Origin of the sequence: Coprococcus sp. BIOML-A2 (genome assembly GCF_009875795.1) — a bacterium.
Lineage (GTDB): Bacteria > Bacillota > Clostridia > Lachnospirales > Lachnospiraceae > Coprococcus > Coprococcus aceti.
This window is the reverse complement of the sequence record NZ_WWSI01000011.1, coordinates 1-24999: the sequence shown is the minus strand read 5'-3', so window position 1 is coordinate 24999 and position 24999 is coordinate 1. Positions and strand designations below refer to the sequence as shown.

The following is a 24999-nucleotide window of genomic DNA, read 5'->3' as shown; positions in this document are numbered from 1 at the left end:
CTTTCTGATTACAACCCGGAGTCCATCTTCCGCTCTCTGGCTGGTAACGTGTATCATTATCCCCCATCCGTGATCTTGGCGAAAGGCTGCCACCGCCTTATTCACAGCTATGCTTTCTCGCTCCAAGTCTAAGAATCTTTACCCTATACTTAATCATGGCGCTCATACTGTCACGCTTCTACGGTTGGGAACGTACCTGTAGTGCCGATATTCACTTGCCAAAGAACAGCCGAGGGATGTCCCTCTGCTTACTAGCCGATGGCAGTGTATTTTTTTATTCACTTCACAAAAAAATTTTTTATCGTGATTCCCCGGATCTGTTTTTCTTTTTTCCTTTTGCCGGATTCTTCTGCTGTGCATCTTTCTTCTGCTTTTCTTTCTGCTCTTTGGCTTCTTCCGGCGGCATCTTCATCACATGAAGTTCCCCGTTAAACAGGGTGAAAATTTCCGGTGACTGATATTTTTCTTTAAACTTTTCAATCTGCTCCGGTGTCAGCGAAGTAAAATCGTCTTCTGTCAGTCCTACTACAAGGAATGTTCCGGCAATGGCATCATAGACCTGTCCTCGGTCATCGTACAATGCCCGATTTAACGGCAGCCCCTCAAATTTTCCATTGCCGTTTAAAAGGATTCCAACTTTATCATCAAACGGATAGGTCATTTCAATGTCACCGCCTACCGCCTGCTGCAGATCCTCCAGCTCATTGGGGATGTTCTTGACATAGGGTGCTTTCATCGGCTCGACTACCAGCACCGTCATCATTTCTTCCTGCATTTCGGACACTTCTTTCTCATCCATCGTATCAATCCTCCTGTCTGTTCGTTCTGATAATCAGCCGATGAGAGCCTTTTGTTTTATTCAAATTTCATGGACTTTTTGATTTTCTCCCGTAACCTCCGCAGTCTTGTATAAACAGTCTGCTCCGGCAGTTCCATGTGATGGCTGATCTCCTTTGGTGCATATCCCATCATCTTCAGAACAACCATCTGAAGAGTTTTCTTGTCAGTCGATAACAGGATCTGGAGCAATTCCTCATTCTCCACGGTATCGAGCAGGGCTTCCACACTCTCTGGCTGAGACTCTCCTGATTCTTTTTCTTCCAGAAGCAGTTCCATACAGTCCAGAAGTGAGGTCTGATGTTCCCGGAATCTCCGCTCTGCGTTAAAATCGTTCCAGTCATACTCCCGGAGCTTCTGGATCGTCTCTTCATCCACACCCTGCTCACGCAGGATCTTCTCTTCCTCTGCTTTCCACTGGTTCCATCTATATTCTTCTTTTGCTTTATTGTAAGCCACTTATCTTTTCCTCCGATCTGAATTTTTGTGAAATCAAATCGGAGTGTGGCGGTGATCTGGCTCGTTCTTCCTGTCCACAGGAATGTCCGGCATCTCTGCTGTTTCCCTGCAAACACGGATCTCCTTTGTAATCATATCTTTACAAAGGCACAGTGTATCGGATGCACCTGTCAGTTAACGGTCAGAAACCTGTCAATTGACGGTCAATTTTTATCACCTTCTTTCCAGCACAAATAAAATAAGACGAACAATCTTTTTACGGATTATTCGCCTTACTGCTGTTCGTTTTCATTATTCAATTCAAATTTGTAACCTATATCCCTGACACTGACGATGCAATTTCCGGCACCATCTTCAACAACATTCAGCTTTTTTCTCAGTCGCTTTACCAGACACCAGATGATATTTTTAATATCACCAACAGGATAATCTTTCCAGACAAGCTGGTAAATCTGTTCAAACGTGTATACTCTCATCGGTGTCGCCGCTAATAAGTATAAAAAATTATATTCTTGTCGTGTTAAATGTAACGCTACATCATTCCAAAATACTTTATGTTTCTTATGATCCATTACAAGTTTTCCCTTATTAATCATCGTTTCGGATTGCTTTTGAGTTATTTTTTGTTTATTATTTCGTCGTGCCAATGAAAAAATCTGCAGATCTACTTCTTCTATAGTGCTATTTATATCCATTACACAATCTGCACCAGCGTATATTAATTCTTTTTTCCATGACATACACAATAAAGAAGTTGCATCCGTCAAAATAATAATTGGTATCTGCGTTATCTTTCTAATAGCAGATATAATATTACTTATGTTCTCTTTATAAACGATTACTCCTATTATAAGCACATCATAAGAAAATAAACTCAAATTATGCAGTAAAATTTGTAGATTTTCTGCATAATCTGAGTTTATCTCATTGAATAGTTTTCGATATGATTGATTGTCAAAATATGCTAATATCTTGTATTTTGTGTCTTTCATATTTAATCTATTTTAGCAAAGCAACATTTTCTACTTCTTCACAGGAAAATCATCAAATGTATTGTCAATTTTTTGTGAAGCAATCTCTCTCATCGCATGCTCTTTCAGTTTTTGAAAACTTTCATCACTGACTGCATGTTCCATGCGACAAGCATCAACTTCTGCAATTTGTGGATTAACTCCAACGGATATAAGTTGATGAGTAAAAAAACAATGGCGTTCGTAAATTTTTTCAGCCACATCCCAGCCAAGGTCGGTCAGGTGTATATAATGGTTTTCGTCTGTTGTCAAAAAGCCACCCTCTCGTAAAGTTCCTACTGCGTAACATACGCTGGGTTTTGAAACTTCCATGTACCGGGCAACATCCACAGAGCGCACCATACCGAGCTTCTTTTGGAGTATAAGCACGGCCTCCAAATAATCCTCTCCGGCAGTATGAAGTTTCATAGGCAGCTCCTTTCGCCATTAAGCAAGACTCCAGCCAGCCGCACTCTTTCGGATATTGACAAAATCCTGATAGATACCAGGCTGTTTCAAAAGTTCCTCATGGGTTCCTTGCTGTGCAATCTGGCCGTTGTCTATAACTAAAATCTGATCGGCGTTCTGGATGGTATTTAGGCGGTGAGCAATTACAAGCAGGGTCTTTCCCTTCACCAATTCGGAAATAGCCTCCTGAATATAGCTTTCATTGTCCGTATCCACACTCGCGGTAGCTTCGTCCAAAATAACGATATAGCCAAACTCGTTGATATGTCTTTGCAAATTATGAAAATCTATCATGTTTTTATTTTTCCGAAATAGTCCTTTTTTATTAAACAATATTTTAGTATGTGCGTATGTGCTATACAATTCGATATATGGCGGTTCGGCAGTGATATTTCTTTCTCCGATACAGTTTCCTCTACTGTTGGGATATTTCCGATTGAAATTTATAGTACATTCTTTGTATGTCAACCAATGCAAATCACTAAATTTTATTCCATGCTCATCAATAGAAACAATATTCTCGTAGGAGACTTCTTTAACCTCAAGATGGAAATAATGATGTTTTGATTTAAAATACTCGACAGCTGCATTGATATGTTCCAGAAAAAATGCGATTTGTTCCTCCGTCAAACTACATTCCCATGGATAGTTGTTAGCCATTCCTGTTTTCCCGTATTGATATGCTGCCATACTATATTTTATTTCCGGTTTTATCCATTTTACAATCAGAAAATCGTTTTCCTCAAGCAATATTTCAGCGTTTCCTGTTGAAAGAATTTGTGCTTTTATTGCCTCTGTTTCAGCTGTCATAAATAAAGTTCCTTTCCTAACAAATACCAATTTCTTAGTTTTAAAAACGCTTGATATCATTTTATATTCATTGTGAATCTTCTAAATACACTATACATCTGTTAACATCTTTTGGAGAATAAAAAACCGGAACTTTCTTCTTCATAAACAACTTTTTGTCACTTTGAAGCATATTCTCTAACTCTGGTTCTATTCCTTCTTCGTAATCTCCATAATGCCCGATCGTGAAGCGGCACTCATGTTCCATATTATCTTTTGTCTTAAATATAATATGAGCTTCGGTATAGGGCTGGTTAAAATCATTAACTAACGTTACATCTTCGATGATCCCCTCGACCAGATTCCATTTTATAATCACGGAAAATCGATTGACCAAATAGATGATAGGAATAATTGCAAAGAGAGCAGCTAAAAAAAGCCATCTGTTAAAAAGTCCGGCAATGATTCCGGGGATAGCCGTTATAAGCACCGCAATCATACACCTTTTACATGTTCTCTTTAATACTTTACTTTTGTATTTCCCCATTATCTTTCAGCTTTCCTTACAATTTCACCATCATGTCGGATTCATATTTTATAATCGTTGAAAATCAAAGTATTACAAACACTACTACCAAACATCCAACGAATCCCACGAACCACGGTATTATAAAAGATAGAAAATTTGCTTTATTTTTTCGAAGCAGAATCATTGCGGTTATCATTATGGCTAACCATGCGAACATAATAAAATATCCAAACAAAAGATAAACTACAGGACCGGTCAAAATTTAAAGAACCAGAAAAGCTTCCCGCCATATGGATTTTTCTTACTGAGCAACCGTGCCGAAACTGTATGGAATAATAAAAATGCACCGCTTATGATCGTCATCACCAGTTCAAACTGTGATACGACCGACATGGAATTATCATTATAGCCTATATAAACATTCTTACTGCCCAGAATGCTGCAATTTCCCTCATACCAGAACACATCGGCACCATTGACCGGTGAATCCGCCTTAATCTGCAGCACCGTATAAGTTGGCCGAATGCCTTTCCCATAACGTGATTTGTAATTTCTGACAGCATTTCCGCTATGTACCTTAACATGATTGGAGCTCTGCCGGGAGCTTTGATATGTTACAGTTCTCATCGAGTTTTATAGCTGATAAAGAAAGACTGAACGCCTCTTGTAATTGCCCATTATAAAAGGAAGTTTCCGCATTTGAAATTAATTCTGCAAGTTGATCTTTTTTGTCCATTGGCATCCAAATCATCCCCTTACGTAACATCGGTTTTTTTCAGTTCGTTTATTATCTCTATATCATAATCATTTGGAGCATCACTGAATGCTTTTTCTGCTAAAGTGACAGCTTCTTTTGAAATCGTAACCTCATTAGCTAAAACGTTCTCCAAAAAATTTTCAAGAGCCACCCGTTTTTCTCCATATTTCGCCAGTTCTTCAGCATCTTCCACAAGAGCATTCACAAGAGAGTCGTCATGAAATTGCATAGAGATATTTTTGAAGAACATATCATATGCGTCTTTTACCATTTTAATCTCCTCTCATAATTAGCGATTAATAGGAAAGCCAGTTACTATCCCTTCACCGCCTGGTTCAACAATCACTCTAATATCTAAACTATGGTTTTGTCCTTCAACAGTAAATCTAACTGGTCTACCATTTCTTGTGGTAAGAGGAGCGTTTGGATCTGGACCACCAATAGTTTTCGGTGCATTTCGACCACTTCCTGGACCTGTAGCTTGTTGCCAAATTGATTTTGGACTATTCGCAACATCTTCGACAGCCTTAATAGCATTATCATCGGACCAAGTATCTGGAAAAGCACTATTGCCAAATCCGCGATTTGGACCGTGCCCAGGATCATCTGGACCTTCGCCTTCACCAGGATTTATCTTTTCAATAGCGAGCAGACCAGCAGTTGTAAGTACCAATGTACCAGCAACAAAGCACGCCATATTCTGAGAAGCAGCACCTGAGAACGAAGATACCAAGCTTACCCCCATCTGGAACTTGTTGTATACATCGCTCTGATGCATTTTGTTGTTAAGTTCCGTGATTGGGTTATTAGGATCAATCATCCCCAATCCTAATGATACCATGTCAAAACCATCCATACTATTAGAAATGGCCCCGCTGATTTTAGAGGTTGTCTGGATTGCGTTTCCTAATTTAGAACCGCAGGTTATGAATTTGCCGGCGATTCCGCCTACGCCGCCCAAGGCACCACCCATTATGGCACCATCTAATGCACCTTGGGCAAATCCTTCTAGGAATGAGCCTCCTGTTAGCATACTGGTAATTCCGCCAATCAAGCCACCGGTCAAAGCACCTTTTAAAGCTCCGATAAGAATGCCAGTGCCTATACCCTGTAAGCCAGGAACACAAATGCAGACAACAGCCACTACGATTTCAATTACCAGAACGATCTCTTTCCAGTGATCTTTACACCACTGACCGACCTTTTTCAAACCTTCGCAAAATTTTTCCCAGTCGGTCTTTTCGCAGTCAGGCTTAAGATAAGAGTATTGTTTGTAAAAGTCCTTCTTAGCACGTGAGATTTCGGATGATGCCGAATTATCACGATCTACCGTCAAGTTAATAAACTCATCGACTTCTCTTTGGGTTGCTTCGAGACCCGCAATCTGCTGTTCTTGTGTCTGAGAAGAGGTTCAAAAACAGTTAACTTCTAAATCAACTGTTTTTTGAAAGGTCGTTTCATCAGATTCTTATAGCAATCCAGCAAATAATCTCATAAATAATTGTCCCAGTCGCAAATATGCACTTCGTCCGGTTTGATATTGGTCTGTCACATCACGACATTCTCCCAGCGTGTTCACTCTTTTTTGAAATAGAACAACACCACAGCAACAACTCAAATCGACTTAAAATTCCAGACTATTCGCATTCAGCAAGAAATACTTCATTCCCATGATGACAAAACCTTCATCATTTCTCCAAGGCTTTTTGCTGCCATTTACAATGACGATCTTCTTGAAAGAGTCCGGGATATTACGCAGAGAATTGAACTCCTGCGTCTGTTTTTCTTCCGAAGTCATGTCATATGCAACCTGGATATAGTATCTCTGGTTTCCTTGATTCACCACAAAGTCAACCTCCAACTGCTTGCGAACACGTTTGCCCTCTTTATCCTTATCGAAGATATCCACGACACCCACATCAACATTGTAGCCACGGATCAACAGCTCGTTATAAACAATGTTCTCCATGATATGAGTAGGCTCCTGCTGTCTGAAATTCAGACGTGCATTTCTCAGTCCCAGATCCGTAAAGTAGTATTTCAGATTTGCACCGATATACTTTCTGCCCTTAATATCGTATCGGCTTGCCTTGGAAATCAAAAAGGCATCTGTCAAATAGTCGATATGCTTGGAGATGGTTTTATTAGCATAAGTCATCTGACGCTCACTGGCAAAGGTATTGGCAATCTTTGAAGGGTTGGTCGGTGCGCCGATTGCAGATGCAAGCACATCAACCAGAATCCCAATCTCATCCACGTTCTGAATCTTATTTCTTTCAATAACATCCTTCAGATAGACATTTGCAAAGATGTTCTTCAGATAGTCTGCTTTCTGTCGTTCGCTCTGGAAACTTACGATCTGCGGCAATCCTCCGTAGATCATGTAGTCATCCCATGCATCATCATAATCGCCGTCATAGACAGAATAAAACTCTGCAAAGGAGAGAGGGTAGATTCTAATCTCATCACCTCTGCCACGGAATTCGGTCACAATGTCGCTGGACAGGAACTTGGAATTACTTCCGGTGACATACACATCAATATTGCTCATGCGGAGCAGGCTGTTCAGCACTTCCTCAAATTGTGACATAAACTGCACTTCATCAAGAAGCAGATAGTATTTGCCATCGTCTTTCATGGCATCTTTGATGTACTTGAAACACACCTTAGGATCTCTTAGTTCCTCATTTTCAATACCGTCCAATGCAATCTCAATAATATGATCAACATCAACGCCGTTCTCCAGTAAGTATCTCTTAAAGATGGTAAACAGCAAAAAGGATTTGCCACATCTACGAATGCCGGTAATCACCTTTATCATTCCATTATCTTTTCGCAGGGTCAGCTGCTGTAGGTAAGCGTCTCTTTTAATCTCCATCGTTACGCTCCCCCTTTCCGTGCATCTGCACACTTTTTAGTAATGAGATCCTATCACAGAACGACCTGAATTTCAATATGCATTCCCATTTTATGTGCATCTACACACTTTTATGTAATGTTGATAAATATATTTTCAGATTTTTTTGATTGCAGTGTCTATAATCGACTACTCCAATCGTTATTATAGGTAAACAACAAAAAAAAGATGGTTTCGATGTTTCATTAAATATGTTCGTTAGTCTTTTACACAAAGGATTCTATCTCCTCTGCGCCCTAATGCTTTTCGGATTCAGTTCAACAAACTGGAAGTTGTCTTTCTGCTTATTTACTCAACATCAAATTCAGCCTCCAAATAATGCGGTGTTCCGTCCTTTGCCTTCATTTCTAATACTACACGATAGGTTCCCGCCTCCAAGCGAGTTCCATAATAATCATATTTTTGAACAATACTTCCCTGCAAGCCCGTACTGTCTCCACCCAATGAGAATTCTAAATTATTAAAAGGAAATATATCCTGCGAATATGTCAAACGATACCATTGCCTGTCAATGTGGCGTTCGAGATACTCAAAGCCAGGACTACCATCCTCACCGAAGGAATAGATTTCTTTAGAATTCGCAGTAACAGCCCAGCGAATGGTATATCCCTTAAACGGAGACCATGTGGGCTTTTCAATGGTCAATTCAAAGCCGTCAACCTGATTGACAGGATAAGAGACTGGTTCTCCAAGAGTAATCAAAAATAAACACATTTTGCTATTTGATTAAACTCACTCTGTCAACCGCAATCGCTCCACAACTGGAAGGTTAACGTCAGTTTTGTAGACCCATATAGGCACAATAAGGCAGATTAGCAACACCAGTCCAGACACCAGCACCAGTGGGATAAATGGATAGGAGAAAACAGCATAATAGGCCACTTTACTAAAAATCATATATAGCAAGATGAAGATTGCTGTTCCAATGGTGACTGCAAGGGAAAGGGAAACGCCCCAATAATAGAAACCTTCCATAAATAGCATTCGTTTGATTTGTCGCTTTGTCATTCCAATGCTTTCAAGAACAGCTAATTCATAGCGCCGAGTATTTATATTGACAACCATTGTATTGACAAAGTTCATGACACCAACAAGCAGCAGGATCACGGACAACCCTGTTCCTAAAACCTTTGCTGTAATGAGATATTCCTGCATTTCTTCTCGCCGTTCATATCGGGATATAATATCAATGTTAGCTTGTGATGCGGTGATTTGCTTTAATTCTTGCAGTATACTTTCGTCATGTTGACCATCCGTATCAAAGGCCACACGGAACACTCTATATTGCGGAAAGAGTTCTTTCAAAGCTGTTTGACTAATATACAAATCAGGAGCCGTCCCTCTCTCATTGCCTCCTCCTGCTCGAAACCCTTCATTCAAATAACCGTTCGCTACAATAAAGGAATGCTGTCCGTTCTGCGTCTGGATTGTTATTTCCTGCCCCGGCTGAATAAGGTCTTCTACTGATTTGGACAGCAGCACAACCTTTCCTTGTTCAAAGGCAGATGTGTCAATAGGCAAGTTTAAGGTTTTATTGATTTCTTCCAAATATGCACTGTCAATTCCAAAAACCCCGCTAAAAAAGTTTTGCTGATAATTTTCTAATTTTGCCGGATCAGAAAAATCAATGCCGTTTACTCCGTCTAATGACGCAAGAAACTCGTGAAATACAGCATCGTCATATACAACATCTGCTGCTACTTGAGGATAAGGTGCATAGGTCAACCTCAAATTCTCAATGCCGTCAAGCTGACCAATCTCTGAAACCATTTCGCTGGAAATTAAATCTTCTCTTTCGTGGATACTATATGTGAGTGCAAAATCACTTACTCCCCATTGGCTCACATAATTCTCCGGGCTTAAACCATGTAATAGCCCTGTGACGACAAGGAACAAGGAAATGCCGAAAAAAAGCGATGCAAAAACAAGGGTTGTACTCTTAGCATTACGAAAGACATTGTTCCATGCCATTCTGGACAACTTCATTTTGCTACAATTTCTGGCGTTGCTCTTTGTGCTGGCTGCTGTATATTGGAGTGCTGCTATTGGTGAAACATTTCCGGCAATTTTGGCGGGCTTCATGCTTGCAATCATAACGGTAATGAACGTAAATATGGCCGCTCCTATGAAAATAAACGGCGAAAAAGATACTTTTGTTCCCACATCAGAATTTGTTGAATACATCATATTCAGGAAGTAAGGAACAATGCCAAAGGAAACAACCGCACCAAGTAACAGACCAATCGGAATACCAATACAAGAGATTCTGATTGCCTGCTTATAGATAATTCTCTTTATCTGCCTTTGGGTCGTTCCAATCGTTTTAAGACGGCCATAGAATTGCACATCTTTTACGACAGAGACATAAAGAATATTATAAATCAGCAGATAGCCGCTAAAGGATATAAAAACTGCTAAAATTATTACAGCTAAAATAATAGTTCCACCATTTGCCTGTTCTAATGGTACAATTTCAAATGTTTGCCCTTCTGTAAAGTCAATCTCACGCCGCAATCTTTCACAGTTTTTGTCAGCATTATCATTGCCTTGAAAACGGATCATTGCCGTAACACTATTATCCAGTGATACATTTAAGCTATCCTTAAAAGCGGATGAAACATAAACATAACCACGATTATTTGTGCGCATTGGAATGTAGTCCGTATAGTAGCCCGACAGCAAAAAGGTGTCTGAGACATAATTATAGCTATCGCCAATTTGGTACGACAACACAATCTCCATCCCTATTTGCGGATCAGAAATGCCCATCTGTTCAAGCACCCATGTAGGTAGCATAATTTCGTTTTTACTTGATGGGTAATTTCCTACAACACTTGATATAGTAGGCAGACGGTGGGTTCCCCACTCGGTATCATCTATCCAAACCATACCTAATCTCGCATTATGCAGTTGCTCTGTATCAACACTGCCTAAACGCTGCTGTATACCTACGTCAAGGACAAGGTTTGATTTTGAAATTTCAACCAACTGATTTTCTGTTACATTTGTGATTCCGACATCAGCGGTAGTTCCCATTAACCGAATTTGTTGCATTTGGTAGGTTTCAAAGTAACTAAAACCAATACTGAATGTCGCAGTTATCATAAATGCAGTTAGCACAAGAGCAATGATTGCAAATAAATTACGCTGCCGTTCACGATGCAAACTGCGCTTTGCCAGCTTCTTTTCAATGTCACTGGTATCATTTTCAAAAGGCCATGTCATAGCTTGCCACCTCCTTATTCCACAATCCTGCCATCCTCAATGCGGACAATCCGATCTGCAAGGCGGGCTATGTCGTCATTGTGGGTGATCATTACAACGGTTTGCCGGAACTCCGCGCTGGTGCGCTTGATAAGTCCCAGCACCTCGGCGCTGGTCTTGCTGTCAAGGTTACCGGTTGGCTCATCGGCCAGCACAATAGCCGGTTTGGTAATCAGAGCGCGGGCAATCGCCACACGCTGCTGCTGTCCGCCGGATAGATTGTTCGGCATATTTTTCAGTTTATCTTCCAGCCCCAGTAGGTGAACAATTTCGTCCAAAAACTTCTGATCCACCGTGTCCCCGTCCAACTCCACCGGCAGGACAATGTTCTCATACACATTCAGGATGGGAACAAGGTTATAGTTCTGGAAGATAAAGCCGATGTTGCGGCGGCGAAAGATGGTAAGCTGCTCGTCGTTCTTCTTTGCCAGTTCTTCGCCTCGGACAATCACGGTTCCGCTGGTGGGAGTGTCCAACCCGCCCATCATGTGAAGCAGGGTGGACTTGCCGCTACCAGAGGTTCCCACAACAGCCACAAACTCGTCGTCCTCCACGGAGAAATTTACGCCGTCAAGGGCGCGGGTAATGTTCGGTTCTGTACCGTAATACTTTTTCAGGTCAATCGTCTGTAAAACGCTCATATTCAAAACTCCTTTCAAGGCTTCCTACCTGTTGATAAGTGTATTGTAAAACCCAAATGTCCGCGAAATGTTACAGCGGCTAAAAAAACTCATTGAAAATTGAGGTGAAATGTTACAACGCTCGGACATTTCATTTTATCTCTGCACTTCGGGCCAACTTGACCCGAAGCAGAAAGTTTCTCTCAACGCAAGGGAAGCATAATGGAAAATTCCGAACCCTTGCCCGGCTCCGAAACCACTTTGATATAGCCGCCCTGCCGCATTACGATCTCGCGGGCCAGATACAGGCCAATGCCCACACCCTGCTGTTCGTGTACTTCTTCCTCACGATAGAAGCGCTGGAAGATAGCGGCCTGATTGCTTTCGGAAATGCCCTTGCCAGTGTCGGTCACTTTGATTTCCACATACATTTCCCACAGCACCACAGACACAGCGATTTTCCCGCTTGCCGGGGTGTACTTCACCGCATTGTCCAGCAGGTTAAAGAGGGCTTCCGATGTCCACTTGCTGTCATGGGAAACGGTCAAATCCTCCGGGCAGTCCACGGACACGGCGATTTCCTTTTTCTCCGCTGCATACACGATCCCACTCATGGCCTGTGCCACGGTATCAAAGAGGCGGCCCGGTTTCTTGTCCAACTGGATCACGCCTGTTTCCAGACGGGAGGTTTTCACAAGGGCCTGAAAGAGAAAGTCCAGCTTATCCGTCTGGCTGCGGATTCCCCGGATAAAGTCGGTGCGCTCTGCCTCGGCCATAGGCTTTTCCAGCAGGGTGTCCGTCGCCATTTTCAGATTGCTTATTGGCGTTTTCACCTGATGGGAAATATCCGATACAAGGGTCTGTAACTCCTGCCGTTCCTCGTCCACCCGGCGACGGTTCTCCTGCATGATCTGGTAAAGCCTTGCCAGCCGGTGTCCGATTCTGGCAAGCTGGGTTTCGCTGTCCTCTGGCCGCTGGGGCGCTTCATTTCCGGCAATCATGTGGTCTAAGGTCTGGCACAGGTCAGCGGTAAACTGTGATAACCGTTTTCCAAACGCCTGCGTCAGTACAAAAATCCCTACAAGGGCGCACAACAGCAGCGCCCCGCCCGTCAGCAGCACCGCCGTCTGTTTTGTCACAAGAAAAAGGGCTATGGTGATCCCGGACATGGAGAGGGCAAACCCTATTGCCACCCGGCCAAACAGCCGCTTTACCGAGAGGTTTTGAAACTTCATTTTGCCTCGCCTCCCGTCCATTGATAGCCCATGCCGTAAACGGTCTTGATGTAGGGCGCGCCGCCGTCGGATTCAATCTTGCTGCGAATCCGGCTGATAGAAGTTGTCAGGGTGTGTTCGTCTACAAACCTTTCGTTTATATCCCACAGCTTTTCCAAAAGCTGACCACGGGTCAGCACTTGCCGGGGATTTTTGCGGAACAGGTTCAGCATTTTGTACTCCATCGGGGATAGGGTCAGGGGCTTGCCATTTAAGGAAGCCGTCTGTTCCGAGAAGTCCAGAAACAGCCGCCCGTCGTCGTAAATGTCCTTGGCCGGTTTGTGGTGTTCCAGCATGGCGAACATGGCTTTGATTTTCCGCTGCAAGGCCCCGATCACAAAGGGCTTTGTGATGTAGTCCACCGCGCCCACCTCATAGCCCCGTATCTGGTCGCTCTCCTGATCGTTGGCGGTCAGGAAAATCACGATGGTATCCGGGTGCTGGGGCTTTATCAGCTTGCACAGTTCAAAACCGTTCCCGTCCGGCAGGTTGATGTCCAGCAGCACTAAATTAAATTCCCGCTGGCGGATGGCTTCGGCTGCGGTTCTGGCATTTAGGGCAGAAGTCACGCCGTAGCCGTCTGCGGTCAGGTTATAGGCCAACATCTTATTCAAAAAACTGTCGTCCTCGACAATTAAAATCTGCTTCATATCCTCACTTCCTTTGCTTTTTGCAGATAGTATAACAGGCAAATGTCCGTGAAATGTTACAGCGGACGAATTTTTGAAAAAATTATTTCTTCATAAATTATATAGCCTGTTGGCTTTTACATAAAGATTTTACAAGTGAATAGTGAAATGAAATACTACCTTACATAAAGTTTCATTACATTCTCATAATCCAACCCGAAATGTACAATGATATAGGGTGATATGAGAATGAACCAAGATGAAAGAAGGTTTGACTTTCACGGCCTCGGGGCAGCTCTCAAAAGAGCCAGAGAAGAAAAGGGCTGGACACAAGCCTACGTTGCAGAATTAGTAGACCGTGACTTCCGTACCATTATGAATATTGAGAACAAAGGTCATTATCCCAGCTTCGACCTTTTTGTTAAACTCATTACGATGTTTGACGTTTCAGTTGACCAGTTTATTCATGCGGACGGAGGGGCAAGGTCAAGTTCTTGCAGAAAGCACATTGATGTGCTCCTAAATTCTATGAATGAAAAAGAGCTTGTTGTAATAGAAGCCACAGCCGAGGGCATTAAGAAAGCCAGAGAAACGGAGGTTCCAGAATAAGGGTCTCTGTTTTTTTGCGCCATTTTAGGGGCTGTCGCTAAGTGGCAAGCAATAACAAACCCAATCATATTGTTTCTCCTTACAAACCGCATTAAAACCATAATAAGACACATTCTTGTATTTCCCAAAATCGAGATTTACTAATCCTACAAATTTCGATTTGTAAAACTGTAGCATTGATTATATCAAAGAATCATACTTGCAGCAATCCCCTTAAAACGAGAGGCAGGTGTGCCCTCCTGCCCCTCAAAAGGAAGGGAAGGTGAAAAATATATAGTCAACTGCTGTTTCCAGCAGCTATGAATCGTTACTTACCATAGAAGTCATGGTTTACTTCTGCTTTATAGTAATTACTACATGTTACAGGAGCATTATACAGTGTCGTGAGCATATAGCTTCGTATGTTGCGTACCTTTGTAGTATTATTCCGCAGGCATTCCAGCACATACTCCATCGTATGAAAATCTATCTTCTCCAATCTGCTCCGAACAACATCATATGGGAAATCATATTTATTGATACGGATTACTGGCTGTTTAACCGCTATGGTCTCAACCATCAGCTCCACCAATTCGTTTATGTCCATCTTCTCTGTAGGATGGCATTGAAGCAATCCGTCATAATCAATATTATCTTTGATAAATGAGCGCACTTCATCCATCCTATCCATCGTATCAGTTTTCACGCCTGTGCCTGATGGAATGATAGGATAGGTAATCTCCTCCGTATTCTCTGTAGTATTCTCTGTATTTGTCTTACAAAACTTTGTATGAGGTGGTACATCGTTTTGTGGTAGGGTGTTACAAAATTTTGCAGGAGGGTCATACGAAATTTTGTAGAGGGTGGTACAAAATTTTGTAGGAGGGTCATACAAAGTTTTGTATGAGGAGGTACAAAATTTTGTAACAGACTTATTTGCTTGGTTTTCAGCCTGTTTTTGTATTTCTTCCCCTGTGTTTTCTACATCTTCGTCATCTCCTGGTATGTTCAGATATGTACATGTGTAAAGTCTATCAACGCATAGATCAATATACATGACATTATTTAAAACCATTCCGCTATTTGTTTCTATGTTACGGAATTCACGACGGATCACACCGATTTCCTCTAGTCTGTCAAACGCTGCCTTCACACTTCTCCGTGATTCTCCAAACTGCTCGGCAAAATCATTGTAGGTTTTCTGTAGCAAATCCTCTCGAAACTTTTTTCTGTAACCAATTGTCATGCCGCTATGCTCGTCCCGTACTTCCACAGGACGATACCAATACACGATTTCCGACAACACACAGATAGCGAGAAGGTATGGCTTGCCATTTTCACGCAAAATTGTTTTATACCAATTTACCGGTGTAACATTGCCACTAATGCTCATCTCTGCCAGCGCATCCACCGACGCATTACCGGTATTTACAATATTAGTCATGCCCTCTCACCTCTTTTCTTCCATTCATCTAAGAGGTTTATTATAACCTCTGTAATCTTTTCTTCCGTATATCCTTCATCAAAGTAGTCATCCAATCTGTCTGCCTTGAACGTTACCTTTCTCGGCTTTGCTAACACCTGTTCCGGAAGCATGATGTTCCTCACTTCTTCCTGTGTAAGCATATTTTCCCGGCAGGATGCCTTTAGTCTTGCCGACTGCTCTATATTAGGGAATATATTCCTGTCGAGTATTATATCGAGTACCCACTGCTGCTCCTCGTTCAGATACGAAAGATCAACACCCTGAATAAAACCAATCTTTTTCCTGTCAACAAAGTCAAGCAGTTCATCAGAGAGCTTTGCAAGTCTGATATATCGCTGAATCTTCTTTGCGTTCTCGCCGGTTTCCTCACTCATGATATCAAGGCTACTACCCTTATCTCCCTTAATGCCCTGATGTTTCATGGCATAGTAACGCATACTATACGCCCTTGCCTTTTCGCTTGGAAAGATATCTTCTCTCTGAATGTTACTGTCCACCATGACAATGGTAGCTTCATCATCATTCAGATTGCGAATGAACATCGGCATGGTATCAAGACCGGCAAGTTCACAGGCAGCCTTTCTTGTGTGTCCGGCAATGATTTCATAACCACCCTGCGGTCGCATTCTCGCAATCCCTGGAACAAGCACGCCATACTGTCTGACACTCTCTACCATTTCCTCCAGCTTATCTTCATGAATCTGAAACGGATGATTTCTGAATGTATGCAGACTTGCTAAAGGTATTTCTCGGATTTCACCACCATTTGCATTTGCCTGTTCCAGATTTTCGTTTGTACCAAACAGATCGTCAAATGATTTCATCTTTATCTTGGAAGCACTATTGGATTTATTCATCTGCAAGCACCTCCTTTGCGAGCTTCTTATACGCCGCCGCAACTTTTCCTCTTGGGTCATGCTTGAATATACTCACACCCTCTGCGGAAGTCTCTGCCGCTCTCACAGAATGTGGGATAACCGCACCAAACACATGGACATTTTTGCCATAGATTTCTTCCACCATGGACTTGATTTCCTTTGCGTAATTGGTACGTCCAACCATCTTTGTAAAAACGATTCCCTCTATTCCAAGGTTAGGGTTCAAATATTTCTTAGTCCTGCCAAGAGTGGTAATAAGCTGCTGTAAACCCTTTATGGAAAGGTACGCTGCTTCTATCGGTATGATGACTGAATCAGCTGCAGTAAGGGCATTCATTGTCACCATGCCAAGACTGGAATTGCAGTCAATCAATATATAATCATAAAGATTTCTTACACTTGTTATGTACTCTTTCAATATGTACTCTCTCCGCATGGTATTTACCAATGTGACTTCCAGTCCGGAAAGTTCGATATTGCATGGAAGAAAAGATACTCCCTCCTCATGTACAATAATCCCTTCCCGCTTTCCATAATCTTCATCATTGATCATTTTACACATGATCGTCGAGAGAGTAACATCAAGCTCATCAGGCTCTGCCACGCCAAGGCTTGATGAAAGGGATCCCTGACTATCCGCATCTATAAGTAGTACCTTCTTGCCTTCTCTTACCAAACCTATACCTAAGTTCACTGTTGTCGTAGTCTTTGCTACGCCACCTTTTTGATTCACGATTGCTATTACTTTACACATACCGTTGTACCTCCATTCCCTATCGAATCACCATGCCACTTCCTACATAGCGACATTTTTCTTCTACCTGCATAACGTTACTTGGTTTCTTACCAGAATCCTTTTTCTTTCTTGATACTTCTGCATACACACGTTTATATTTATCTGTTCCAACATTATCGAAAAAAGTCGAAACATTATTCACTTCAAATCGTTTATCTCTCTGAAGTAAACGTACAAACCAACGTATGTCATTTTTTGTCCCTTGAAGCCTTATCTTTAACATATTGACACCTCCTTGAATAGAAAAATAAAAGGCAGGGATATTCAATATTTTGTAATTAAATATCCCTGCCAAATTGGCTATTTTATTCACTTTTATTCATCAAAGAATATTGTATCCCTCGTGTCGACTCTATAGCCGACAACGACATGAATTCTGTCCACTATCTGCTTTTTATGCCTTTTCACATCGGTTCTGCCGAAATTGAAAAAGCTGCAAAAGTGCGTAAATTCAAGGATTTTCACGAATCTGTACGACGTAGCCCTATTATAGTCTCCACAAGAGTTGTCTCAAGGAACACATCACCAACCACAAGCTTGCCATACTCTGTCACATCCTTGAATGCAACAGGCACAACATTCGGCTAACCATCTGAGCATGTGGCAAGATCCCACATTTCATTTTTTAATAATTTTATCACTGATTCTGTAAGCATAAGCACATCTCCTTTGTTTTTGATGCACCCATGATATTATATCTGCTCCCATCTGGTAAGATATCAGCAAATTTATGAGTTACTAATAAATTTGATAGCTTACTGATATTTTAGCATTTCCATAATCCATGCAGGTTACAATATGCATATACTTCTTCTACCTGTTCACCATCGCAAAGGCAAAAATCTGCTACCGGCTCCTGCCCTGGATTTAACTGTTTTCTGTATATTCCCTGGTTTGTATTTAATGTAATCCACTCAATGAAATGCTCTTCAAGCATTGGATGTTTTGTCTCTCCGACCACGACATGAACATGACTGCCTTCTATAGTATATACAGGTACATGCTTCTCGACAGCAGCATCTGTCACTCCGGCTTTTAATTCCTGCATAGGTTCTCCGCAACAAATTACAGGTACACCCTTATCCTTTACCTTTTCAACAATGTTTCCACAATGCTTACATATATAATACTTTACTTCCATGCCTTTTTCTCCTTCCATGTGTAAAATTTATAATTCAATTGTCTCCATAATCTTTTTCAATGAATCTGCAGATTCCTTAAGCTTTAACGCTTCCTCGCCACTTAAATTAATAGGTATATCAGACTCAATACCATCTGCACCTACAATAGCTGGCATACTTAACGATACGCCGTCAATATCATATACTCCATGAATCATGTGTGATACAGGAAGTATTGATTTTTCATCTCTCATAATCACTTCGCAGATTCTTTTTACAGACATTGCAATTCCATAATATGTAGCGTGCTTTTTGTTTATAATCTCATAAGCACTGTTCTTGACTGCTGTAGCTATTTCTGCCGTGTTTTCCTTGTGCTTGTAATGTCCACGCATTTCACACATTTCACTTAATGGAACACCAGATACATTGGCTGATGACCATGCTACAACTTCGCTGTCTCCATGCTCACCTACTATAAATGCATGAACACTCCTGCTGTCCACAGATAAATGCTCACCAAGCTTATATCTTAATCTGGCACTATCTAACACAGTACCCGATCCAATAACCCTGTTTTCTGGAAGTCCTGATAACTTTATGGCTACCTGAGTCAGGATATCTACCGGATTCGCAACTACAAGCATGATACCTGCAAAATTTCTCTTTGCTATTTCAGGAATGATTGACTTAAATATTGCTACATTTTTATTTACGAGATCAAGCCTTGTCTCTCCCGGTTTCTGTCCCGCTCCGGCAGATATGACAACAATTGCAGCATCAGCCACATCATCATAATCTCCGGCATATATTTTCATCGGACTCGCAAATGGAATACCATGACTGATATCCATCGCTTCTCCTTCTGCCTTGTTCTTATCTGCATCGATAAGGACAATCTCTGTAAACAAGCCACTCTGCATTAAAGCAAAGACTGACGCAGAACCGACAAAACCACAGCCTATCATTACTGCTTTTTTTGAATTAATCACTTGCTTTTTCGTAATAATCTCATCTCCTTAATAATTCTCTTCATGTACTTCAAAATAGCTCTGTGGATGATTACATACCGGACATACCTCAGGAGCCTTTGTTCCTACCACGATATGTCCGCAGTTACGGCATTCCCATACCTTAACTTCACTCTTTTCAAATACCTGTGCAGTTTCAATATTCTTAAGAAGTGCACGATATCTCTCCTCATGATGCTTCTCAATTTCTCCTACTGCTCTGAATTTTGCTGCAAGCTCAGGGAAACCTTCTTCTTCGGCTGTTTTCGCAAAGCCTTCATACATATCTGTCCACTCATAATTCTCGCCTTCTGCAGCTGCCGCCAGATTTTTCTTTGTATCACCAATTCCTGCTAATTCCTTGAACCACATCTTTGCATGTTCTTTCTCATTATCTGCGGTCTTTAAAAATAATGCAGACATCTGCTCATAGCCTTCCTTTTTCGCTACAGAAGCAAAATAGGTATACTTATTTCTCGCCTGAGACTCTCCTGCAAATGCCTCCTGTAAATTCTTCTCTGTCTGTGTTCCTGCATATTTGTTTACTGCCATCTCTTTTACCTCCGTTTTCTTTACTATTTTTCTCCCTGCATTTCGGGCAAATTCCTTTAAATGAAATATCATAATCCAAAAATTCAATTCCATGAATGTTACGAATTTTTTCCAGCAAATTCGGTAATTTCATCCATATCCGCATCAAAAATCTCACTGCACTTTACACACCTGACATGGTAGTGATTTCTCAATGTGAAATCAAACCGGTTCGGTCCATCGGGAACTTCAACCTTTCTTGATGCACCTTCCTCTACCAATATATCAAGATTTTTTTGAATGGCATTTTTCCTGCTTGTCGCCGCTCATTATTGGGATTAGTTCTCAATAAAGATTATATTCTGTTTTTATTTTATTGTCAAGAAAATAGTAATAATTCCAGCCTTTTCCTCATCTATTCCAGTCAGGTCACAATAGGCGCACGCAACAGCCTGTGTACAGTTATAACCATTCTTTTTTCTCTCTTCTGCTTCTTTCACTCGTGTACTCATGTGCTTCTCCTTATTATTCATATCATAGCAAGTATTTCGTCTTTTGATTTTGTTCCTACTGAATGATTTTTGATTTTTCCATCCTTGATAACAAACAATGTGGGGATACTCATTATCTGAAACCGACTTGCTAATTCCGGTTCTTCATCTACATTGATTTTCACGACTTTAATATCCTGACGTTCTTTTGATATTTCCTCTAATACAGGTCGAACCATTCGGCACGGCATGCACCATGATGCCAAAAATCTTCTTGAATTAGATCGTGAATTTGCTTTTGTCAGCAAAGAATCCCCTTTTTTGTCGGAGATGCTAAAAAATTTATTAATATGCTGTTCTACAACATACAAAAACACCGTTATGTTTTAATTGAAGTCAAGACAAGGGCATTGATTCCGGAGATATGGGACAATTAGGAACTTACATTGACAGTCGCTTTCGCCAGTGCTAGTATCTGTATTGGTTAGACGTATCTAACTTTTTTAATTTTAGCATATTATCAAACAATTAGGAGAATATTTTTATGAAAGTTTACGAATTCGGGGATAAAAATAAACCGAGCATCATGCTCTTTCCTGGCACCTGCTGCTATTGGAAAACCAACTTTGGACACGTTCTTGATGGGCTTCAGGAGCACTTTCATACTCTGGTTGTCAGCTACAGTGGATTTGACGATACGGAGAATTCTACATTTATTTCAGAGCTTGACGAAGTTCTGAAGGTTGAGAACTACATCAAAGATAAACTTGACGGAAAGCTGTTTGCAGCATACGGCTGTTCCCTCGGAGGTTCATTTGTCTCTCTCCTGATCGGGCGTCAGAATATACATATAGATCATGGAATCATAGGTTCAAGCGACATGGATCAGGCGCCAAAGTGGCTGGCAAAGCTTGAGACAGCCATCATGATGCCTATGTTCTATCCTTTTATCACCGGCAAGGAAAGCGGTATTCTGAAAAAAGTATTTGAGAAGAAAATGAACGAAGGAAATGACAGTTCTGAATATATGAAGAAATTCATGGAGATCATGGGCAAAGGAAGTGGAATAGACTTTTCATTCATATCCAAGGAGTCCATGAAGAATCAGTTCTGCACCGACCTGTACACAAGCGTTGGAGAACACATAAACGTACCCGGAACGACTATCCACGTATTCTACGCCAAGAAAATGGGTGAGAAATATCTTGAGCGTTACAGGAAATGTTTTGCTGATCCAGATATCTGCGAATTTGATCTGCAGCACGAAGAACTTCTGCTTGACGCCGATCGTTGGATCCATGAGGTCTGCAGGGTGTGCGGCATAAATCACACTTTATAGTCCTCGTATAATATTCAAATAATCCCTACTTCTTCATAATCATATGGACCGCCCCTGCAAATGACAGTACAACGATTAATTTACTCAAAATTTAAGATGGTGGTGTATTGCCTCAGCAATACTCCCACCCTCTAGTGACTGATTTTTCTGTTGTCCGAACAACGAGACCGACCCTTACGTTCGGCATTGGAGCAAGGTTTTTCGCTGCCTGCCAGCGTCCTGTATCTTTCGCAACAGGATAGGTCACAAGCGATGTAACCTCGGATTGAATCGTGTCAGTCCACGTTGTTCTCATTATGCGCTGACCCCCAGAGAAAATCAATGAGCCTGTAATTTAAAATCACTATGTTTTTATATACACTCATATACACTCAAAAGTGGCTTAATTCCTATGCTTTTGGCTACCCCCATTTAACTTTTCCTTCAAACCATCGTAAGAAATTTTTTCTTTTAGATTTTTCTCTGTCTTTTCTATTCCTAACGATACAAATGGTGGTTTAACTCCGTGTGATAATCCGATCACTCTATATCCTATATCATCAATTTGAATCTTTTTTCGTGATTTATTTTATTCCAAAAACATCTTCTGGGATTCCATCTGGATATATCGGATGACCCGCTGTGTGTATCTCTACATTTGGCGCCATGAAACAATTGTCACCTATGGTCACCTTTGCAACATCAAGGATTGTACAGTTATAATTTGCAAAGAAGTTCTTGCCCACTTCTATATGTGAACCGTAATCGCAGTAAAATAGTGGGTTAACACAAGCTCAATCAGACTTGCCAAACAGCTCCTTTACAACCTCTGATATGCCGTTGAAATCCGAGCGTTCCATGAAGTTTAGCTTCTGCAATTTCCAACCTACATAAGGATGGAACAGCTATCCCTCTATCCCGACTACAGAGGTGTCAGCCACTGGCATGAGTGGCATACGCCTGTGGATTTTCCGGTACGAGCTATTTCTGTGAGTTGTTTCACAGGCACTATGGGATTACGCCGAATGAATATAGGAAAGAGAATTTATAGTTTTATGATTCTCTTTGCTCTCCCAACAGTAAACTGAATTATCGGCCCCGATACAATCACAGTAACAACCGTACACACACCAAACTTTCCCCCAAGGATCACGCCTATCACAACCATGGTAGCATCAAGTATCATTCTGACTACCTTCACCTGCCAGTGATTCTTCTCTGCAAGCGCAAATGTCACGGCCTCATATGAACCACGCCCAAGGTCTGCTGCCGCATACAGTCCTGTTCCCACCGCAAACAGCACAATTCCGACGAGCATGATCAACATATTGAGCCATATGTATTTGCTGTAGACATGCATTTGCGCAAACAGATCAACACACAGACTGTAAACGATCTGGTAAAGTATCGTTCCTATATGTATCTGCGATTTCTTATGAAATAAACTCTCTCCTCTTGTCCCTAATTCTCTCATAAATATCAATCGCCTTGTTAAATCCCTTGCCCAGTAATTCATCACATGCTTTATTCAGCGCATCCGGAAAAGCATTTGCCAAATAATCAAACCGCTTCATAGCCATTTGCTCTCCTAGTCCAATGTTAGCCGCTTCTCTTCTAAATGAATCTCTGGTGATCTTTTTAATATCATACTCATTCCCAATACTAAATGCCATATCTCTGGTACTGCTTGTATATATTACCGTACTCAATATGTCATATGCCGGTGCCAAGCGTACTGTTTTCAACTCTTCATCATAAAGCAATGAAACATTTTTGATATGATTATCTGTATTGCCTATTAGGTAATTGAATATACATATATCCCACATTTTCAATTGATCTGCTATTGGGTTGAACGATTTCTGTCTTATGATCTCAAACATCATTTTTAAATATCCGGCATTATCACTCTCATATTTGTTATGCGCCGAAATTCCCATCGCTTGAGAGAAATCTTCCTGATGTAACCTGTACGGAACACTTAACCCATTGATTTTTTTTAATCCGTCCTTTATTGCACGATCATATCTTTTAGTTGCTAGCAAAACTTCCTCATCTCTGCCATCCCCGACATTGACTATAAAACTTTCAGGAATCTCTATTCCCATATTTCCTGCCGTCATCATACACAACTGCTCATTTGTAACTATTCCGTCAAGCCTTACATGACTCTGCTTTACTATATGTGTACTTGGCGCTGCCCCTTTGGGTAAATACCAAGCTTTATTATTTTCATCATAATATAACCCAACCTTTCCAGATGCTCCTGTAAGTGACAAATGTGACTTTGTGACTAACTCCGCAGTCTCCATTGCTCCTTCTCTTGCCAACTGACTAACCTCATCAATTGTCAATTTCTGATAATCTGCATTTACTACTTCGTTATTCTCATCTGTAATTTTTATTGCTCCCAGACACTCATTACCTAACCCGGCTAATAATGACAAATAATTATTTGCGTCTGTATGCAATAACCCAGCCACACATCTTCTGGTAAATCCTTCAGGTAACAAACCTTCAAAAAAATTCCTTGTATCATCAACGGAAAATGCATTTTCAGATAATGGCAAATGAATTGATATCGGTCTGGCTATGTTACCAGATAAATACTCTTCTGCATATGAGAATCTAGCATCTTCTTCTTTTTCTCCAATTATACGACCTACATATGTCTGCAAGCCACCAATCTCTATCCAAACCCCCAAATTTCTCATATTCTAACCTCTCTTTTCTACGAGAATATCCATTCCCAGTAAATTGATAATTGTAATTGCCTTTCCGATTTCTGCTGTAGCCTTACCTCTTTCCAAATCCGAAATAAAACTTACACTAAATCCTGTAAATTCTGCTATATAAGCCTGAGTATATTTCAGTTCTTTTCTTCTTATTCTGATTGCCTCACCCAAAGATTTTGAATCTATTATTTTCATACATATTCCTCGTCTTTCTATATCAAATTATCAACACATAACTTCATACGCATCATATGGTCGTACGGCTAAATTATATATATACGCTTTGCAAATAAGCCGTACGGCTAATTTTGTATAGTTCTGATTATACAATAAGCCGTACGGCTAAGTCAACTTTTCTTATATAAATAAAAACGCCAGAAGCCTTGTAAATTCAAGGTTTCTGACGTCTAACAAACAGGGGATGAGAGAATCGAACTCCCACCAAAAGTTTTGGAGACTCCTATCATACCATTTGACCAATCCCCTATATAC

Annotated in this window: 30 protein-coding genes, 1 tRNA gene and 2 pseudogenes; 3 read left to right on the top strand and 30 right to left on the bottom strand. The window is 41.1% G+C overall.

Annotated features, from left to right (window positions below):
• Positions 1 to 298: 298 nt before the first annotated feature.
• The 16 genes and pseudogenes from GT575_RS14600 to GT575_RS14525 form a co-directional block, all read right to left on the bottom strand.
• Entirely contained in the window at positions 299 to 799 is a 501-nt protein-coding gene (locus GT575_RS14600) for a DUF3846 domain-containing protein (protein WP_015533396.1), read from the bottom strand.
• Positions 800 to 855: 56 nt separating this feature from the next.
• Complete coding sequence (locus GT575_RS14595) at positions 856 to 1296, bottom strand: ECF-type sigma factor (protein ID WP_055057436.1); 441 nt, start codon at positions 1294 to 1296, stop codon at positions 856 to 858.
• 272 nt (positions 1297 to 1568) lie between these two features.
• Complete coding sequence (locus GT575_RS14590) at positions 1569 to 2288, bottom strand: winged helix-turn-helix transcriptional regulator (protein ID WP_161172289.1); 720 nt, start codon at positions 2286 to 2288, stop codon at positions 1569 to 1571.
• A gap of 30 nt (positions 2289 to 2318) precedes the next feature.
• Positions 2319 to 2735 (bottom strand): metal-dependent transcriptional regulator, encoded by a 417-nt coding sequence (locus GT575_RS14585; RefSeq protein WP_006428313.1) that lies wholly within the window; start codon positions 2733 to 2735, stop codon positions 2319 to 2321.
• A gap of 18 nt (positions 2736 to 2753) precedes the next feature.
• A pseudogene (locus GT575_RS14580) lies at positions 2754 to 3020 on the bottom strand (ABC transporter ATP-binding protein); the annotation flags it as partial.
• 631 nt (positions 3021 to 3651) lie between these two features.
• Positions 3652 to 4110, bottom strand: coding sequence for a hypothetical protein (locus GT575_RS14570; protein ID WP_008400138.1), 459 nt, complete (start codon positions 4108 to 4110; stop codon positions 3652 to 3654).
• Positions 4111 to 4347: 237 nt separating this feature from the next.
• The gene (locus GT575_RS14565; protein ID WP_008400141.1) at positions 4348 to 4599 is read right to left on the bottom strand and encodes a hypothetical protein; all 252 of its coding nucleotides are present in this window, start codon (positions 4597 to 4599) and stop codon (positions 4348 to 4350) included.
• Between the two features lie 70 nt (positions 4600 to 4669).
• On the bottom strand, positions 4670 to 4834 hold the full coding sequence (locus GT575_RS14985) for a hypothetical protein (RefSeq protein WP_192935001.1): 165 nt from the start codon (positions 4832 to 4834) through the stop codon (positions 4670 to 4672).
• A 13-nt stretch (positions 4835 to 4847) separates the two neighbouring features.
• Positions 4848 to 5120 (bottom strand): hypothetical protein, encoded by a 273-nt coding sequence (locus GT575_RS14560; protein WP_008400143.1) that lies wholly within the window; start codon positions 5118 to 5120, stop codon positions 4848 to 4850.
• 18 nt (positions 5121 to 5138) lie between these two features.
• On the bottom strand, positions 5139 to 6185 hold the full coding sequence (locus tag GT575_RS14555; protein ID WP_118671979.1) for an EndoU domain-containing protein: 1047 nt from the start codon (positions 6183 to 6185) through the stop codon (positions 5139 to 5141).
• A 288-nt stretch (positions 6186 to 6473) separates the two neighbouring features.
• Positions 6474 to 7727 (bottom strand): ATP-binding protein, encoded by a 1254-nt coding sequence (locus GT575_RS14550; protein WP_008400146.1) that lies wholly within the window; start codon positions 7725 to 7727, stop codon positions 6474 to 6476.
• A gap of 327 nt (positions 7728 to 8054) precedes the next feature.
• Positions 8055 to 8468 carry a hypothetical protein gene (locus tag GT575_RS14545; RefSeq protein WP_243147915.1) on the bottom strand — a complete coding sequence of 138 codons (414 nt, stop codon included), beginning with the start codon at positions 8466 to 8468 and terminating at the stop codon, positions 8055 to 8057.
• Between the two features lie 30 nt (positions 8469 to 8498).
• Positions 8499 to 10991 carry an ABC transporter permease gene (locus GT575_RS14540; RefSeq protein WP_161172287.1) on the bottom strand — a complete coding sequence of 831 codons (2493 nt, stop codon included), beginning with the start codon at positions 10989 to 10991 and terminating at the stop codon, positions 8499 to 8501.
• Between the two features lie 14 nt (positions 10992 to 11005).
• Positions 11006 to 11671 carry an ABC transporter ATP-binding protein gene (locus GT575_RS14535; protein ID WP_161172286.1) on the bottom strand — a complete coding sequence of 222 codons (666 nt, stop codon included), beginning with the start codon at positions 11669 to 11671 and terminating at the stop codon, positions 11006 to 11008.
• Positions 11672 to 11853: 182 nt separating this feature from the next.
• Positions 11854 to 12885 (bottom strand): sensor histidine kinase, encoded by a 1032-nt coding sequence (locus GT575_RS14530; protein ID WP_161172285.1) that lies wholly within the window; start codon positions 12883 to 12885, stop codon positions 11854 to 11856.
• On the bottom strand, positions 12882 to 13574 hold the full coding sequence (locus GT575_RS14525) for a response regulator transcription factor (RefSeq protein WP_154267550.1): 693 nt from the start codon (positions 13572 to 13574) through the stop codon (positions 12882 to 12884). The genes GT575_RS14530 and GT575_RS14525 overlap by 4 nt, the downstream gene beginning before the upstream one ends.
• Before the next feature lie 228 nt (positions 13575 to 13802).
• Between GT575_RS14525 and GT575_RS14520 the strand changes: the two genes are divergently transcribed.
• Positions 13803 to 14162 (top strand): helix-turn-helix transcriptional regulator, encoded by a 360-nt coding sequence (locus GT575_RS14520; RefSeq protein ID WP_161172284.1) that lies wholly within the window; start codon positions 13803 to 13805, stop codon positions 14160 to 14162.
• Between the two features lie 307 nt (positions 14163 to 14469).
• On the opposite strand, the gene GT575_RS14515 is transcribed toward GT575_RS14520, so the two are convergent.
• From GT575_RS14515 to GT575_RS14470, 10 genes and pseudogenes are all read right to left on the bottom strand, one after another.
• Positions 14470 to 15585, bottom strand: coding sequence for a DUF6017 domain-containing protein (locus GT575_RS14515; RefSeq protein ID WP_117551426.1), 1116 nt, complete (start codon positions 15583 to 15585; stop codon positions 14470 to 14472).
• Complete coding sequence (locus GT575_RS14510; RefSeq protein WP_161172283.1) at positions 15582 to 16484, bottom strand: ParB/RepB/Spo0J family partition protein; 903 nt, start codon at positions 16482 to 16484, stop codon at positions 15582 to 15584. Before GT575_RS14510 ends, GT575_RS14515 begins: the two co-directional genes overlap by 4 nt.
• A complete protein-coding gene (locus GT575_RS14505; RefSeq protein WP_161172282.1) occupies positions 16477 to 17259 on the bottom strand; it encodes a ParA family protein in 783 nt (260 codons plus the stop codon). The genes GT575_RS14510 and GT575_RS14505 overlap by 8 nt, the downstream gene beginning before the upstream one ends.
• A gap of 19 nt (positions 17260 to 17278) precedes the next feature.
• A complete protein-coding gene (locus GT575_RS14500) occupies positions 17279 to 17524 on the bottom strand; it encodes a hypothetical protein (RefSeq protein WP_118650082.1) in 246 nt (81 codons plus the stop codon).
• A gap of 543 nt (positions 17525 to 18067) precedes the next feature.
• Complete coding sequence (locus GT575_RS14490) at positions 18068 to 18442, bottom strand: desulfoferrodoxin family protein (RefSeq protein WP_022216261.1); 375 nt, start codon at positions 18440 to 18442, stop codon at positions 18068 to 18070.
• Between the two features lie 27 nt (positions 18443 to 18469).
• Entirely contained in the window at positions 18470 to 19414 is a 945-nt protein-coding gene (locus GT575_RS14485) for an L-lactate dehydrogenase (protein ID WP_021739968.1), read from the bottom strand.
• A 27-nt stretch (positions 19415 to 19441) separates the two neighbouring features.
• Positions 19442 to 19984 (bottom strand): rubrerythrin, encoded by a 543-nt coding sequence (gene rbr, locus GT575_RS14480; protein WP_044998372.1) that lies wholly within the window; start codon positions 19982 to 19984, stop codon positions 19442 to 19444.
• Between the two features lie 7 nt (positions 19985 to 19991).
• Positions 19992 to 20259: pseudogene (locus GT575_RS15595) on the bottom strand (Fur family transcriptional regulator); the annotation flags it as partial.
• Positions 20260 to 20331: 72 nt separating this feature from the next.
• Positions 20332 to 20475 (bottom strand): hypothetical protein, encoded by a 144-nt coding sequence (locus GT575_RS14980; protein WP_155803896.1) that lies wholly within the window; start codon positions 20473 to 20475, stop codon positions 20332 to 20334.
• A 17-nt stretch (positions 20476 to 20492) separates the two neighbouring features.
• Entirely contained in the window at positions 20493 to 20762 is a 270-nt protein-coding gene (locus tag GT575_RS14470) for a thioredoxin family protein (protein ID WP_044998371.1), read from the bottom strand.
• Positions 20763 to 20998: 236 nt separating this feature from the next.
• Here GT575_RS14470 and GT575_RS14460 point away from each other — a divergent pair, with 236 nt between their 5' ends.
• Both GT575_RS14460 and GT575_RS15645 read left to right on the top strand, forming a co-directional pair.
• On the top strand, positions 20999 to 21793 hold the full coding sequence (locus GT575_RS14460; protein WP_147566857.1) for an alpha/beta hydrolase: 795 nt from the start codon (positions 20999 to 21001) through the stop codon (positions 21791 to 21793).
• 928 nt (positions 21794 to 22721) lie between these two features.
• Positions 22722 to 22823: an AraC family transcriptional regulator gene (locus GT575_RS15645; RefSeq protein WP_118758606.1), complete on the top strand. Its 102-nt coding sequence runs from the start codon at positions 22722 to 22724 to the stop codon at positions 22821 to 22823.
• Here GT575_RS15645 and GT575_RS14450 read toward each other — a convergent pair.
• The 4 genes from GT575_RS14450 to GT575_RS14435 all read right to left on the bottom strand — a co-directional run bounded on the left by GT575_RS14450 (position 22818) and on the right by GT575_RS14435 (position 24993).
• The gene (locus GT575_RS14450) at positions 22818 to 23246 is read right to left on the bottom strand and encodes a YczE/YyaS/YitT family protein (RefSeq protein WP_330577089.1); all 429 of its coding nucleotides are present in this window, start codon (positions 23244 to 23246) and stop codon (positions 22818 to 22820) included. The two genes, GT575_RS15645 and GT575_RS14450, sit on opposite strands and share 6 nt — an antisense overlap.
• Positions 23206 to 24486, bottom strand: a complete 1281-nt coding sequence (locus GT575_RS14445; RefSeq protein WP_161172281.1) for a type II toxin-antitoxin system HipA family toxin — start codon at positions 24484 to 24486, stop codon at positions 23206 to 23208. Before GT575_RS14445 ends, GT575_RS14450 begins: the two co-directional genes overlap by 41 nt.
• A 3-nt stretch (positions 24487 to 24489) precedes the next feature.
• Complete coding sequence (locus GT575_RS14440; protein WP_004853489.1) at positions 24490 to 24702, bottom strand: helix-turn-helix domain-containing protein; 213 nt, start codon at positions 24700 to 24702, stop codon at positions 24490 to 24492.
• A 220-nt stretch (positions 24703 to 24922) separates the two neighbouring features.
• A tRNA-Trp gene (locus GT575_RS14435) sits at positions 24923 to 24993 on the bottom strand.
• Between the last annotated feature and the right edge of the window lie 6 nt (positions 24994 to 24999).